Source organism: Aliamphritea hakodatensis (assembly GCF_024347195.1).
In the GTDB taxonomy this organism is placed as follows: Bacteria; Pseudomonadota; Gammaproteobacteria; order Pseudomonadales; family Balneatricaceae; genus Amphritea; species Amphritea hakodatensis.
Genome location: NZ_AP025281.1, coordinates 3,226,576 through 3,240,606, shown reverse-complemented (window position 1 = coordinate 3,240,606; position 14,031 = coordinate 3,226,576). Strand labels below are relative to the sequence as shown.

Here is a 14,031-nt window from a genome sequence, read left to right as displayed (position 1 = left end):
CAGCCTCCGATAATCTCATAGTGGTTGCTCAAAACAGCGCGCATGTCAGCAAACAGGAAAGGTGTAGTGTCCAGATCCCAGACCGGCAAACAGGTAAAATCCGGATTGCATCCGCGCAACAAACACCGTTTCGGATATGATTTTGACGCGTTGCAAAAGGTGCTGCCGGAACTGGCGGGCTTTGTGACCGATATCCGTGGCAGGCAAAGTGTTGATTTTTCAGATCCTCAGGCGGTTCGCTGTCTCAATCAGGCATTGCTTAAATTTCACTACGGCATCGCATTCTGGGAGTTGCCGGAGGGGTATTTATGCCCGCCGGTTCCCGGCCGGGTTGACTACGTGCATCATCTGGCGGATCTGCTGGCAGAAACCGCCGGTGTTCAGCAGCCGCCAAAAGGCAGAACGTTGCGGGGGCTGGATATTGGTGCCGGGGCTAATGGTATTTATCCGTTGCTGGCGAGCCGTGAATATGGCTGGAAGATGCTTGGCAGTGATATTGATCCGCTGTCTGTTCAGGCTGCGAGCCTGGTGGCGCAGTCAAATCCTGCTGTAAAAACCCTGATTGAATACCGTTTACAGCCCCGTGCTGAGAGTATTTTCAACGGTCTGGTTGCGCCGGGTGAACAGTTTGACTTTACGATGTGTAATCCGCCGTTTCACGGGTCAGCTGAAGAGGCGCAGGCAGGCTCCCGGCGTAAGGTTACCAATCTGTCCCGGTCAAAATCTTCGGTGACCGGAAAGGGTTCGGCTGACGCTGCAGCGGTGCCGCTGAACTTTGGCGGGCAGCACAATGAATTGTGGTGTAAAGGCGGCGAGGCTGAGTTTATCGGTCGTATGATCCGGGAGAGTAGAGACATTGCCGGGCAATGCCTGTGGTTTACCAGCCTGGTGTCGAAACAGGATACCCTCCGGCGTCTGAAGCAATCGCTTAAAAAAGCGGGTGCTGCTCAGGTGCGGGTTGTTGAAATGGCGCAGGGGCAAAAAATCAGCCGCTTTATCGCCTGGACGTTTATGACGCCGGATCAGCAAAGTGCCTGGACGGCAAGCTGGCGCTGAGCCGTCAAACTGTTTTTGCAGCCTGCTCAGGCTGGCCGTAAGCTTTCGATGAGTAAGTCGTTGGCAATTGTTCCCAGGGTTTTTATGGCCGGCTCCATTCTTGGGTCCTGACTGTTACGGCAATTAATCCGCATGTGATTTTTATATTTGTGAGTGGCTGAAAACAGCGGTCCCGGAGCAATGTTTATTCCCTGCAGGCCAGCACGCCGGTTCAGTTCAACAGCGTCAATGGCATCCGGCAGTTCGATCCACAGCAGATAACCTCCCTGAGGGTAACTGATACGTGTGTTCTGGGGCATATGCCGGGTGAGAAGGCTGATGACTGTATCCCTGTCACGCTGATAGTTCTGGCGCATTTTACGCAGGTGTTTCTCATAGTATCCCTGTGCGACAAACTCCGCCACTGCCAGTTGATTCAGGGTGGCAGTGCTCATACTTGAGACATACTTCATCATCATGACTTTATCAAAGTAACGGCCGGGGCAGACCCAGCCAATGCGCAGGCCTGCCGCCAGGGTTTTAGAAAACGATGAGCAGAGAATAACCCGGCCATCGGTATCATAAGATTTGATACTGCGGGGGCGGGGCAGTTTATAGCTGAGGTCGCCGTAGATATCATCTTCAATCAGTGGAATATCAAATTTTGCCAGTAACTCCAGCAGGGCAGGCTTATGTTCATCCGGCATACTGTAACCCAGGGGGTTATTGTTGGTCGGGGTCAGTAAACAGGCTTTAACGGGCCATTGATGTAATGCTGTTTCCAGAGCAGCCAGGCTGATGCCCGTTTCCGGATGAGTGGGGATTTCCAGCGCTTTTACACCGCTCATTTCTATGGCTTGCAGGGATCCGAAAAAATTGGGTGAGTCTACGACGACGATGTCTCCCGGTTCAGTCACTGCTCTGAGGCTGCTGGCCAATGCTTCCTGGCAACCGCTGGTCACTATGATGTCTTCCGGGGTGACGCTGCAACCGGAGTCGATCATCATCCGGGCTATCTGGCGGCGCAATTCGGCTGCACCACGTACATGGTCATAATTAAACAACCGCTTTGTCGTGGTTTTGCTTAGCTCAGCCGTCAGTTTGAGAAGAGGATTCAGGCTCGGTGCTTCGCAGTCAGGTACGGCAATACTGAGTTGAAAAACATTCTCTTCTCCGTAGTCATCCATGATATGCAGCAGGTTATGCCACTCCGGTAGGCTCATGGGCCTGAAGGTTGGTTGGCTGGTTTGTGGCAGAGGCGGTGGGCTGATCTGCTGTGTCACAAAATAACCTGACTTGGGTCTGGCCTCGGCCTTCCCGTTTTCTACCAGCAGGGCATAGGCTTCCTGAACGGTTGAAATACTGACGCCGTGTTCCTGACTGGTGGCTCGGATTGACGGCAGTTTACTGCCTCCGGGATAGTATCCCTGATCTATACGCTGCTGCAGGTTATCTGCAAGTTGCTCATACAGTTTCATTGTGTGACTCCGGTACAGACGTTACAGCATGACAATTGTGTGCTGGTTAACCGGTACAGATCAGTGTTTGTATATCTGTACCGGTTTTTATTTTATGTATTTGAATCTGTAATGGTATCAGATATCTCCTTAAGCTGTATTCAGTTTAAATAAGGAGAGTGTTATGACGCCGTTAGTGAACCCATTAAAAGGACGTGCAGGCCGCAGCCGACCGCTGCTGGTCGCCATAAGTGCCAGAATTGGCCGCCTACTGATACTGACGCGGGGGGCTTCAGCGGCCTGTATTTTTAATTATCGCAGCCGTCTTCAGCTAAAGATGCTGGATGATGATGCCCTGAAAGATATTGGTATCAGCCGGGCTGATGCGCTGTCTGAAGCACATAAGCCCTGCTGGAAAAACAGTCGGGGATAACGGGATGCATGCTGTGTATGGCTGAGAATATTTCAGGTCAGCGATAAATATCTGAATTGTAAAACCCATAATGGGATATCGTGTGCTGCTGAACTGTGATCAGGCGAGGGAAGCAGTTGCACCCGCCTAGCAAGTAATTGTAAGGTCTTAGGTATACTGTTCAGGGATAAGAGGCGATTAAATGCACAAATCGAATGTTCTTCAGTCACGTATTGATGCGCTATTGAATGTACTCTCTGAGGATGTTCTGGTACTGAGTCAGGCCGGAACTGTTATCTTTTCTTCTCATAGCAACTCTTCGTTACCCTGGGGGGGCGATGATGCGTTGCTGGGAAAAAATCTTGCGGACATCTTTCCGGATAGCATTACCGAATCCTTGCAGGGCATGATTGATCAGGCCCTCAGTCATAATAAGGTGCTGACACAAGAGATTCTCCTGGATCCTGCTCATATTCCTTATCTGAAGGATCAGGGCATGAAAACTGCTTGCTGGGTAGAAGCGCGGTTGGCTCCGTCTGCTGGCGATGAGCCGAGTGTGGTATGCCGGATCGAAGATGTTTCCCAGCGGAAAAAGTCAGAACGGGAACGTTCCCGGGTACACCGTGACCTGCTGACCGGCATGTATAACCAGCAGGCGCTGATGCCGGTACTGGCCCAGTCGATGGCACAGGCTCAGCGTTATGACTGGATCTGCAGTCTGATGATCATCAGTGTGGACAACCTGCAGGACATAAACGATAAGTATGGCTGGGATGCCGGCGATGAAATCCTGAAAGCCATGGCGGTTTCACTGAATCAGATGAAGCGTACCGCAGACTTCCTGGCCCGGGTGGGGGAAGATGACTTCGCTATTCTGTTGCCGGAAACCAACGAAGCGCAGGGGGTTCTCGCCGCAGACCGGGTAAAGAAGATGGCTGCAGAGCTGGCGCAGGATGCTGAAGTATCCAGTGTGCCCTTTACCCTGAGTGTCGGGGTGGCGACCCTGAATGATGAGGACGACAACGCCGAAATTATGTATGCCCGTGCTGACAGTTATCTGCGCGAAGCGAAAGCGCTGGGTGACAGCATTATTGGCGATCTTGAGTCATGATCAGGCGGGTTTAGAAGCATTAAAAAAGGCGCCTGGTGGCGCCTTTTTTGTGTCTGCTCAGATGTGTGGCCTGAAAAAAATCAGCCGGTAATGCCCGGGTAATCTTGCAGCGCACTGATCAGTGCTGTCATTTCTTCATCAGTGCCGATGGAGATGCGCAGGTAGTTTTCGATGCCCGGCTTTTTGAAGTGCCGCACCAGCAGGTTTTTACTGCGCAGATAAGTCATCAGGTCAGCACCGGCAATTTGTTGGTGGCTGGCAAACACAAAGTTACTGGCCGACGGAATCACGTTGAAGTTCAGCGCTTCCAGCTGTTCAGTGGTCCATTCGCGGCTGCTGATGATCTTTTGCGTGGTTTCCCGGAAGTATGTTTCGTCTTCAATCGAGGCAACCGCACCGGCAATAGCCAGGCTATCCAGCGGATAAGAGTTGAAAGAATTCTTAACCCGTTCCAGGCCGTCAATCAGATCTTCATGGCCCAGCGCATAACCTACCCGAAGCCCCGCCATGCTGCGGGATTTCGAAAAGGTCTGAATAACCAGTACATTGTCGTATTTACGAACCAGTTCAACCGCGGATTCACCGCCAAAGTCGATGTAAGCTTCATCAACAATGACCAGAGATTCGGTGTTCACCTTTAACAGCGCTTCGATCTGTTCCAGAGGCAGTACCCGGCCGGTTGGAGCATTCGGGTTGGCAAAAATAATACCGCCGTTTGGCTGCTCATATGCCTTCAGGTCAATGTTGAAGTCCTGATCCAGCGGTAGCTGGGTATAGGCAATGTCATACAGGTTGCAGTAAACATCGTAAAAACTGTAGGTGGTTTCCGGCAGCAGGATCGGGTGTTCCTGACGGAAAAATGCCATAAACGCCAGTGCCAGAACTTCATCGGAACCGTTACCGACAAATACATTTTTATACTCCAGGCTGAAGTAATCTTTCAGGGCATTTTTCAGCAGCGTGGCTTCAGGGTCACAGTAAAGTTTGAGCCGCTCTTTAGGGTAATCATTCAGAGCAGCGATAGCATGGGGCGATGGCGGATACGGGTTCTCGTTGGTGTTGAGTTTGATCAAACCGCTTTGCTTTGGCTGCTCACCGGGGACATAAGGGGTGAGCGAATTGATTGCCGGGCTCCAGTACTTACTCATCTTGATTCACTATTCAGAAGGTTGATTACGCCTGATCACGCATAACTTGCGTGAATAAACAGGCCGGCTAGGATAGCAAAGAATGCAGACAGCTTACAGAGGCCGTCAAACCGGGCACAAAGAATGTGTAAAAGTGGGTTGGAAATCAGTGATTAAAGGTCGTTGGGGGAAAGGGGAGCAGCTTCTTCCGAGAGAGGGGAAGCTCTGGGAAGAAACTACTTTTACTGCATAAAGGGGTCTTGCAAGAACGTTGATGTACAGAGTTAGAGAAGGGAGTTTTCAATAAGTTCAGTGCGAATTCGATTTTTTTGCATTTTTTCGCAAAAAAAATGTACTCGCTGCATGTCATATTTCATGCAGTTTTTAACAATGTCTGGCAAATATTTGAAAATGCACTGTATTCTTTCTCTGTATAACAGACATCGTGTGACTAAAAAAATTTCAGATTTTTTTAAAAACTTTCTGAAATCTTCAGTTTTTCAGTCTATTCCGATGAATTTGTGGGTCTGCAGGCTCAGTTTCCACTGCGGATGTGCCATGCAGTATTCGACTGCTGCTTTGGTATTGGCAGTCTGCAATGCATCGTCCAGTGGCTGCAGGTAATAATTGTCGAATTCAAGATCCCGGAAGCGTTCCGGCATGGCCTGGGCCTGCGGATAGACCAGCTTCAGTTCATGGCCATAAGTCTGGACAATTTCAGATGCACCTTTCGGGCTGACGCAGATCCAGTCAACGCCTTCGGGAACAGGTAAGGTGCCGTTGGTTTCCAGCGCGATTTCCAGACCTTCTGCCCTGAAAGCGTCAATCAGTGCTTCGTCCAGCTGCAGCAATGGCTCGCCGCCGGTGCAGACAACATAGGGAATGCCTTCATTATTCAGTGGCCAGAAGCTGCGCACTTTCCTGGCCAGTTCTTGTGGGCTGCGGAATTTACCGCCGTTCTGACCGTCAGTGCCCACAAAGTCAGTATCACAGAAGTCGCAGATTGCTTTAGCACGGTCCTGCTCCCGGCCGGACCACAGGTTGCAGCCGGTAAACCGGCAGAATACCGCCGGACGGCCCGCCTGAGCACCTTCGCCCTGCAGGGTGTAAAACATCTCTTTGACACTGTAAACGGAACGCATAACTAATCTCTCTGAATGGCAGCCGGCAAGTCTACACCGGGGTGATTTTTGTGCAATGGTTTTTGCAGAATCCGCAACGGATTCAGGGTCGCGATTAATCCCCAAACTGGGCAAAGCTTTCTGGATAAATTTTAACCACGGGCTAGTTTTGAGTGATCTGGTAAAGGATTTTGGTCGGAGGAGGTTATCCGACCGACTGGTGATGACACCACTGGCTGATGTTTGCAGGAGCTACTCGGTGCACCAGACCAGACTTTTGCCTGGCTGCCGCAGGACGCGTCAGCCAGCTGATCAGTTGTCTTAATATGGAGTGTTGTATGACTATCAAGAACAAACTTATTCTGTTGCTGGCGATTGTGCTGATGTCGGTGGCTGCGTTGTTTGGTTTGCTGATGTATTCCCTGAATACCCTGAATGACCTGCGGGAAAATGAATCCCTGGTGGGTAAGCTCAAACAGGAGCAACTGGCAATGGGGTTGTATGAGCAGGCGTTTGTGACGACTCTTCAGCCCGGTGCCGAAGTGAACTTTGTGCAAGCGAAAACGCGTTTTAATGAGCACCTTGTTACGGCGATCGGTCAGCTGGACGGGGATACCCAGAGCCCATTACAAAGTCTGAACGGCTATTTTATGGAATATGATGCCAGCTTCATTGAGGTGGCGAATCTGTTAAAAACCATTGGTCTGAATGAAAAAGAAGGTTTGAGGGGCGGTTTGCGCGGCGCGGTTCATGCGGCTGAAAAAAACGTGCAGGCTATTAACAGTGATGCGTTATATGTGCGTATTTTACAACTGCGCCGTAACGAGAAAGATTTCATTATCCGGTCTGATGAAAAATATCTGACCAAGTTTACCGGCAATTTTGATAAAGCGGTTGCTGTTGTCCGGCAGGTCGATTTCAGTCAGTCACAGCGACAAACAACCCTTGATTTGCTGAGCGACTATAAGCGTCAGTTTGTGGCGCTGGTAGAGGCCCGTAAGACACTTGGCTTACGGTCTGATACCGGTTTGCGGGGCGTCATGTTAGAGCAGGCGGGGAAAACCCAGGCAATTCTTGATGAGATTAATGTCACGCTGCAGGCTCATGTGGCGGCTGAGGTTTCCCGGGTGCAGATGCTGGCGATCGCCATTGTCATTGCCGTGGCGCTGATTGTGGGCACAGCCGTTGTGCTTATATCCCGCAGTATTCTGGTGCCGATATCCCGGCTGGCGAGCTGTATGCAGAAGGTCAGTGCCGGTAAAAATATGACCTTACGTTATGAGGGTAGCAGCCGTGATGAGTTAGGCAAAATGGGCTGCGACTTTAATGCCATGATGACAATTTTCCAGACGCTGATCGGTGATGTGGTGAAAGCCATCGGCCATTTACAGTCATCTTCTGAACAGTTGGCCAGGAGTGCCAATTCTGCTGCTGTGGATCTTCAGAATCAGCAGGATGAGGTGGTGCAGATTGCCAGTGCCGTTCATGAGATGGAGGCGGCAATGGCGGAGATAGCCGGGAATACTGAGAACACCTCAGCAACTGCCCGGAATTCTTTGCATCAGGCAGAGCAGAGTAAAACCAGTAACGCCGAGCTGATTGGCAGTATAAGAAGCCTGGCGGATCAGGCCAGTGATACAGACACTGAAGTGAAGACGTTGCAGAAAGAAAGCGAAGAAATAGGTTCGGTGCTGGGGGTCATTAAATCAATTGCCGAGCAAACCAACCTGCTGGCGCTGAATGCATCTATTGAAGCTGCGCGCGCCGGTGAGCAGGGCCGGGGTTTTGCTGTGGTTGCTGATGAGGTGCGCTCGCTGGCCGAACGGACGCAGAGCTCTGCCAGTGAAATCGAAGGGATGATTTCCCAGTTACAGACCCGCACGAACCGTGCCACTGAACTGATGTCTGTGAGTCTCAGTCGCAGCCAGCAAAGTGCAGAGCATGCAGAGGCCAGCATTGATATGCTTGATACGATTACACAGGATGCCGAAACCATTGTGGATATGACCGCGCAGGTGGCAGCGGCGACTGAAGAGCAGGCGAATGTGGCCGGTGAGATCAACCAGAATGTCGATAAAATTCGCCTGATTATTGATGATGCCAGCGCCCAGACGCAACTGAATGTAACAGCCAGCGACGAGGTGGCTGCTCAGGCTCAGCAGCTGAAGCTGGCGGTGGGGCAGTTTGTTACCTGAGGGCGCCGTTTGGCCGACCTGTACAGCCGTCTTCCGGCGGCTGTTTTTTTCCCTTCTGAAGACCTTATTTTATTAAATTGCGACATTTAACCGGCGCTGATTGACAACCTTTGAGCGGTGCAGGTATTGTGCGGTTTCGTTACTGAGTTGCGTGGTAAAACACGTGGAATAAAGGGATGTAAATGCCTTTTTTCGGGAAGTTGGTGCGTTAACGCTGTTGTGCTGCTGTTGTAATTGCCAAATTATGCAGCCATCAGTTCAGACAATCCCAACACTGCCCCCGCAACGGTAAACCGATAAAACTGTTTCATAACGCCACTGCGAGCTGATGGTTCCCCCGGGAATCATATTATGTGGGAAGGCGAAACAGGGGACGAAAGTCCGTCGGTGAGTCCGGAGACCGGCTTGGTAGCTTGTTATAACTAGGTGTTGCGGAGGGCTTCACCGAGGTACAGTTTTTGTATCTTCCCACAAAAAACTGCACTGACTCCTCCCAACTCTGGCTGTATTTTTATTCAGACGGAGCAAATCAAACGTGTTCAATTTTAAGCAGTTATCTGCCGCTTTAGTTTTAGGTTCTTCCCTGGTTGCCGGCACAGCGCAGGCTCACTTTCAGCTGGTCTATACTCCTGAATCGCTGCGGGATAAAGGCGGTGAAGTCACTCTGAAAATGCCATTTACCCATCCGGCTGCCAGCGGTCACGTCATGAAAATGGGTGAACCGCAGGAATTCTTCATGGTTCGCAAGGGTAAGAAGACAGATTTGATGGACAAGCTGGAGTCGATTGAGTGGACCAGTGCAGTGGATACCGGCCCGGCATACGAAGCGACTGTTAAGCTTCGCGGTCTGGGTGACAATGTATTTGTCATGACGCCGGAACCTTATATGGAAGCGGAAGAAGATATCTACATTCAGCAGATTACCAAGAACATCATTAACGTTGGCAGCCTGCCAACGGACTGGAACGAAGAGCTGGGTCTGAAGGCCGAGATCGTGCCGCTGACTAAGCCATACGCGATTTATGAAGGCGGCACCTTTACCGGTGTGGTTAAAGGCGATGGCGAGCCGGTTCCGTTTGCTGAAATCGAAGTTGAATACATGAACTACGAGCCGGAAATGGACAATAACCGTTTCGCGGCTGAAGCGGAAATTACGCCGCCGGCAGACGCCTTTGTCACCATGACGATCTTTGCGGATGCCAACGGTACCTTTACCTTCGGTATTCCAAAAGCCGGTCACTGGGGCTTTGCTGCGCTGGGTGTAGGCCCGGATACTGAATACAAGGGTAAAGAGCTGTCTCAGGATGCGGTTATCTGGGTTCAGGCGCACGAATTTAACTAAACACTGCAACCGGCGGCCCTTCACAGGGACGCCGGTTTAACAGTTTCAGGAACAGCTATGCATATAGTAGATGGCGCGCTTTCCGAACCGGTTCTGGCCGGTGGTGCATTACTGGCGCTGGCCGGTGTCGCCTACGGTCTGAAGAAGATGGATTATGAGCACCTGCCACAAGTCGGTGTTTTGTCCGCTGCATTTTTTATCGCTTCTTACATTCACCTGCCAATCGGTTTTTCCAGTGTTCACCTTATCCTTAACGGCCTGATAGGTCTGGCATTAGGCTGGGCAGCATTTCCTGCGTTGCTGGTTGCGCTGATTTTACAGGCGGTTTTCTTTGGTTTCGGCGGTTTTCTGGTATTGGGGGTAAATACCTTCAATATAGCGCTGCCGGCGGTGATGGTGTATTTCCTTTGCAGGCATGGGATTGCCTCGTCTTCTCCCAGGGTTGCGGCTATCTGGGGAGCAATAGGCGGTGCCGGTGCGGTGGCTGTGACCACTGTGATGGTTGCCGGATCTCTGGCGTTATCCGGAGAAGCATTCTGGCTGGCGGCCAAGGCAACCCTGATCGCACACATTCCGGTAATGCTGGTGGAAGGTTTTGTCACCGCGGCTGCAGTGTTGCTGATCCGCAAGGTTAAGCCTGAGTTCCTGCATCTCGCGGAGGATTGGGATAATGCGTAAATTTTTTGTCTTGCTGGTGATGCTGTTTGCATTGCCGGCCAGTGCTCACAACGTAGTGGGCGGTGTTTATGCCATCGGCAGCACCATTGAAGGTGAAGCCGGTTTTTCAAACGGCGATATGGCGTCGGCCGGCACTAAAGTGACGGTCACTGATCCGGCGGGTAATGTACTGCTGGAAACTGAAACCGATGAAGAGGGTTTCTTTACCTTTGAAGCGGCCGCCCGGGTTGATCACCTGTTCCGGATGGAAATGGGCAGTGGCCACGTGCTGGAAATGATCCTGCCTGCTGATGAGTTACCCGCCTCTCTGGTCGGTGGTGCAGTGGCTTCGGCAAAGCCGGCGGCAAAAGCGTCAGGCGGTACGGCGGTACAGTATGATGACGCGGCCATGCAGGGCATGATCGAAAAAGCAGTTGCCAAGCAGGTTAAGCCGTTACGCAAAGAGCTGCGGGCCTTCCAGGAGAAAGCCGGTTTGCAGGATGTTCTTGGCGGTATTGGCTATATCTTTGGCCTGTGTGGCATTGGTATGTGGTGGCGTCAGCGTAAACAGGCTCAGGCTGCTAAAACAGCCTGATCTGAAACGGCAAGGAGACAGATTTGCCTCAGAATCTGGAACACAGTGGTACGTCCTGGAAAGGGCAGCAGCTTAAGCATCATCGCTCGGTGATCGATATTCTCGATCCCCGGGTGCGGGTCGCGGTCGCGATGCTGTTCGCTTTTGCCGTTGTACTGTCTCATAACTTTGCAGTGCTGATTTTTGGCCTGTTGCTGGCACTGTTAGTCGCAGGGCTGGCGAAGCTGAACTTTAAACGCACCCTGCGGCGGGTGATTGCCATGGATATGTTTATGATATTTCTGGTGATCATGCTGCCGTTTACCACGCCGGGGCGGGAAATGTTCAGCGTGTTCGGTTTTGCAGCCAGCATTGAAGGTTTACTGCATGCCTGCAAAATTGCGCTGAAGGCCAACGCGGTTGTACTGGCTCTGCTGGGGCTGGTAGGTACGATGGGGGCGACGACCCTCGGGCATGCGATGGCGCATCTTAAAGTGCCGGAAAAACTGGTGCATCTGCTGATGTTCACCGTGCGCTATCTGGATGTGATCGGCCAGGAATATAAGCGTATGCGCCGGGCGATGCAGGCCCGGGCGTTTGTGTTGCGCAGTAATATGCATACCTGGCGTTCTGTGGGCTATCTGGTGGGTATGCTGCTGGTGCACTCGCTGGAGCGTTCTGAACGTATCATGGCAGCCATGAAATGCCGGGGGTATCAGGGCAAACTGTATTTGATGGATAGCATGGAAGTCGTGCGCCATGACTATTACTTTATGGTGCTCAGTGGCGGCTGTTTAGCCATACTGGTTGGACTGAATTTTTATTAAGGCCGGTTTCAGGAACAGGCTGTACGTTAAAACGCGGGTTGAAATAGAGCTATGACAAACATGAATAAGACCGCATTACTTGAAGTCCGTGGTCTCAGTTACCGTTATCCCCGCCGGGGTGTTGTACTGGACGGGGTCGATTTCAGTTTGCATAGCGGTGAGCGGGTTGCCCTGACCGGGGCTAACGGTGCCGGTAAAACTACGCTGTTCCATTTGCTGATGGGGCTGAAAAAAGCCAAACAGGGTGACATTCTTGCCTTTGGTGAAGCCCGCCGTGAAGAGCCGGACTTCGTTGAGGTTCGCGGTAAAGTAGGGTTTCTGTTTCAGGACCCGGATGACCAGCTGTTTTGCCCGACCGTTATCGAAGATGTCGCGTTCGGCCCCCTGAATCTCGGTAAGAGCCGTGAGGAAGCGATGGACATTGCCAGTAAAACGCTGGAGTCGCTGGGGATGGCCGGTTTTGAAGAACGGGTGACCCATCAGTTATCCGGCGGTGAAAAACGCATGATTACGCTGGCTTCCGTTTTAGCGATGGAGCCTGAAGTGCTGTTGCTTGATGAACCAAGCAATGCGCTGGACACTAAAGCCCGGGAGCGCCTGCTGACAACCTTGCAGAACCTGCCCCAGGCGATGATTATTATTTCCCACGATGACAGTTTCCTGGAACAACTGGCAACTCGCTGGGTACGCCTGCAGGATGCCAGTCTGGTAGATTACCAGACCAGTCTGAGTGCGGTTTCAGCCTGACAGTGGAGGCACCTTTTAGATAAAGGTAAAACAGATCCCTTATGAGCAGCTTTTTCAGTCCGTTAGCCCATCCGGTATTTCGCTGGTTGTTTTTTGGTCAGGTAGTTTCCCTGCTGGGTACCGGACTGGCGACGGTCGCCCTGGCGTTGATGGTTTACGACCTCAGCCCTCTGCAGGCCGGTCTTGTGCTGGGGTCTGCACTGGCGGTTAAAATGGTGGCGTATTTGGGTGTGGCCCCTGTTGTTGGCGGTTACAGCCATGCATTTCCCCGCCGCAGCTGGCTGGCGGGTCTGAATCTTGGCCGCGCGGTGATCGTTATCCTGTTGCCGTTTGCCGCAGAAATATGGCAGATTTTTGTGCTGATCTTTCTGCTGAATGCGCTGGCGGCGGGGTATACACCTGTGTATCAGGCGTTGCTGCCGGATGTACTGACCGATGATGATGAATATACCCGGGCGCTGTCTCTGTCGCGTCTGGCGATGGAACTGGAGAGTTTACTCAGCCCTGCGCTGGCGGCAGGTTTGCTGCTGATCACCTCTTATGAATTACTGTTCCGGCTGAATGCAGTTGCCTTTGTGCTGGCTGCCGGGTGTATCTTCCTGGTGAAGGTGCCGGCAGCGGCGGCCAGCGACCGGACCGGCGGGGTCTGGCAGCATGTCAGCTTTGGCATTATCAGCTACCTGAAAACGCCACGTCTGCGCGGTGTGCTGGCACTGAATCTGGCACTTTCTGCCGCCGGTGCGATGATCATCGTAAACACCGTGGTATATGTACGGCACGTACTGGGTATGAGTGAATCTGCAGTGCCTACGCTGATGGCTGCGGCCGGTGTCGGCTCAATGATTACGGCATTTTTACTGCCGAAACTGCTGGATCACTTTTCAAACCGTTCAGTGATGCTGGCTGGCGGCGTATTATTCAGTGTGGCGTTGTTTGCCGGGCTGAGCGGGCCGGGATATGCGGGACTGTTTCCGATCTGGTTCCTGATCGGCGGAGCTACTTCAATGGTACTGATTCCCACCGGCCGGGTGGTACGTGATTCCTGCAATGCCGGAGACCGCAATGATTATTTTTCAGCAAATTTTGCGCTGACCCACGGTATGTGGCTGGTGGGATATTTGCTGGCGGGCAGTATCGGCAGTGCGTGGGGAATGCAGGCCAGCTTTGCTGCACTGGGTGTGGTTGCGCTGCTGGCGACGCTACTGGCGGCTAAACTGTGGCGGCATGATGATCAGGAAAATATCTGGCATGTGCATCCGGCGCAGGAACATTTACATCCCCATACCCATGATGAACACCATCAGCATGAACATGAAGGCTGGGAGGGCCCGGAGCCCCACGTGCATCCTCACTACCATGCCAAGCACCGGCACCGGCACCGGTTTGTGATTGATGAACACCACGCTCACTGGCCGAAGCAATAAAC

The 14,031-nt window shown here is 52.1% G+C and carries 13 protein-coding genes and 1 riboswitch; of the genes, 10 read left to right on the top strand and 3 right to left on the bottom strand.

The genetic code is table 11. From position 1 onward, the window contains the following. Positions 1 to 66: 66 nt before the first annotated feature. Positions 67 to 1,056, top strand: coding sequence for a 23S rRNA (adenine(1618)-N(6))-methyltransferase RlmF (gene rlmF, locus PCI15_RS14990; RefSeq protein WP_271270748.1), 990 nt, complete (start codon positions 67 to 69; stop codon positions 1,054 to 1,056). A gap of 26 nt (positions 1,057 to 1,082) precedes the next feature. Here the strand turns inward: rlmF and PCI15_RS14985 are convergent, their stop codons facing one another. Beyond that, positions 1,083 to 2,513 (bottom strand): aminotransferase-like domain-containing protein, encoded by a 1,431-nt coding sequence (locus PCI15_RS14985; RefSeq protein WP_271270747.1) that lies wholly within the window; start codon positions 2,511 to 2,513, stop codon positions 1,083 to 1,085. Positions 2,514 to 2,676: 163 nt separating this feature from the next. Here PCI15_RS14985 and PCI15_RS14980 point away from each other — a divergent pair, with 163 nt between their 5' ends. Together PCI15_RS14980 and PCI15_RS14975 are read left to right on the top strand one after the other, a co-directional pair. Further along, positions 2,677 to 2,925, top strand: a complete 249-nt coding sequence (locus tag PCI15_RS14980; protein WP_271270746.1) for a DUF1127 domain-containing protein — start codon at positions 2,677 to 2,679, stop codon at positions 2,923 to 2,925. Positions 2,926 to 3,106: 181 nt separating this feature from the next. Further along, positions 3,107 to 4,015: a sensor domain-containing diguanylate cyclase gene (locus tag PCI15_RS14975; protein ID WP_271270745.1), complete on the top strand. Its 909-nt coding sequence runs from the start codon at positions 3,107 to 3,109 to the stop codon at positions 4,013 to 4,015. An 80-nt stretch (positions 4,016 to 4,095) separates the two neighbouring features. Here the strand turns inward: PCI15_RS14975 and hisC are convergent, their stop codons facing one another. After that, positions 4,096 to 5,163, bottom strand: a complete 1,068-nt coding sequence (gene hisC, locus PCI15_RS14970; RefSeq protein ID WP_271270744.1) for a histidinol-phosphate transaminase — start codon at positions 5,161 to 5,163, stop codon at positions 4,096 to 4,098. Between the two features lie 479 nt (positions 5,164 to 5,642). Beyond that, complete coding sequence (queE, locus tag PCI15_RS14965; RefSeq protein WP_271270743.1) at positions 5,643 to 6,284, bottom strand: 7-carboxy-7-deazaguanine synthase; 642 nt, start codon at positions 6,282 to 6,284, stop codon at positions 5,643 to 5,645. A 317-nt stretch (positions 6,285 to 6,601) separates the two neighbouring features. On the opposite strand from queE, the gene PCI15_RS14960 reads away from it, so the two are divergent. The 7 genes from PCI15_RS14960 (at position 6,602) to PCI15_RS14930 (ending at position 14,029) form a co-directional block, all read left to right on the top strand. Then, positions 6,602 to 8,458: a methyl-accepting chemotaxis protein gene (locus tag PCI15_RS14960; protein WP_271270742.1), complete on the top strand. Its 1,857-nt coding sequence runs from the start codon at positions 6,602 to 6,604 to the stop codon at positions 8,456 to 8,458. 127 nt (positions 8,459 to 8,585) lie between these two features. Then, positions 8,586 to 8,881: riboswitch (cobalamin riboswitch) on the top strand. 112 nt (positions 8,882 to 8,993) lie between these two features. Then, positions 8,994 to 9,800, top strand: a complete 807-nt coding sequence (locus PCI15_RS14955) for a DUF4198 domain-containing protein (RefSeq protein ID WP_271270741.1) — start codon at positions 8,994 to 8,996, stop codon at positions 9,798 to 9,800. A 57-nt stretch (positions 9,801 to 9,857) separates the two neighbouring features. Further along, positions 9,858 to 10,478: a cobalt transporter CbiM gene (gene cbiM, locus PCI15_RS14950; RefSeq protein WP_271270740.1), complete on the top strand. Its 621-nt coding sequence runs from the start codon at positions 9,858 to 9,860 to the stop codon at positions 10,476 to 10,478. Beyond that, positions 10,471 to 11,052 (top strand): NikL family nickel/cobalt ECF transporter subunit, encoded by a 582-nt coding sequence (locus PCI15_RS14945; protein WP_271270739.1) that lies wholly within the window; start codon positions 10,471 to 10,473, stop codon positions 11,050 to 11,052. Before cbiM ends, PCI15_RS14945 begins: the two co-directional genes overlap by 8 nt. 23 nt (positions 11,053 to 11,075) lie before the next feature. Then, the gene (gene cbiQ, locus PCI15_RS14940) at positions 11,076 to 11,858 is read left to right on the top strand and encodes a cobalt ECF transporter T component CbiQ (RefSeq protein ID WP_271270738.1); all 783 of its coding nucleotides are present in this window, start codon (positions 11,076 to 11,078) and stop codon (positions 11,856 to 11,858) included. Positions 11,859 to 11,918: 60 nt separating this feature from the next. Further along, entirely contained in the window at positions 11,919 to 12,605 is a 687-nt protein-coding gene (locus tag PCI15_RS14935) for an energy-coupling factor ABC transporter ATP-binding protein (protein WP_271270737.1), read from the top strand. A gap of 41 nt (positions 12,606 to 12,646) precedes the next feature. Then, a complete protein-coding gene (locus PCI15_RS14930; RefSeq protein ID WP_271270736.1) occupies positions 12,647 to 14,029 on the top strand; it encodes an MFS transporter in 1,383 nt (460 codons plus the stop codon). The last annotated feature ends 2 nt before the right edge of the window (positions 14,030 to 14,031 follow it).

Coding starts and splice junctions, on each gene's coding strand:
- PCI15_RS14985 (WP_271270747.1), bottom strand. CDS start 2,513: ATGAAACTGTATGAGCAACTTGCAGATAACCTGCAGCAGCGTATAGAT.
- PCI15_RS14980 (WP_271270746.1), top strand. CDS start 2,677: ATGACGCCGTTAGTGAACCCATTAAAAGGACGTGCAGGCCGCAGCCGA.
- PCI15_RS14975 (WP_271270745.1), top strand. CDS start 3,107: ATGCACAAATCGAATGTTCTTCAGTCACGTATTGATGCGCTATTGAAT.
- hisC (WP_271270744.1), bottom strand. CDS start 5,163: ATGAGTAAGTACTGGAGCCCGGCAATCAATTCGCTCACCCCTTATGTC.
- queE (WP_271270743.1), bottom strand. CDS start 6,284: ATGCGTTCCGTTTACAGTGTCAAAGAGATGTTTTACACCCTGCAGGGC.
- PCI15_RS14960 (WP_271270742.1), top strand. CDS start 6,602: ATGACTATCAAGAACAAACTTATTCTGTTGCTGGCGATTGTGCTGATG.
- cbiM (WP_271270740.1), top strand. CDS start 9,858: ATGCATATAGTAGATGGCGCGCTTTCCGAACCGGTTCTGGCCGGTGGT.
- PCI15_RS14945 (WP_271270739.1), top strand. CDS start 10,471: ATGCGTAAATTTTTTGTCTTGCTGGTGATGCTGTTTGCATTGCCGGCC.
- PCI15_RS14935 (WP_271270737.1), top strand. CDS start 11,919: ATGAATAAGACCGCATTACTTGAAGTCCGTGGTCTCAGTTACCGTTAT.
- PCI15_RS14930 (WP_271270736.1), top strand. CDS start 12,647: ATGAGCAGCTTTTTCAGTCCGTTAGCCCATCCGGTATTTCGCTGGTTG.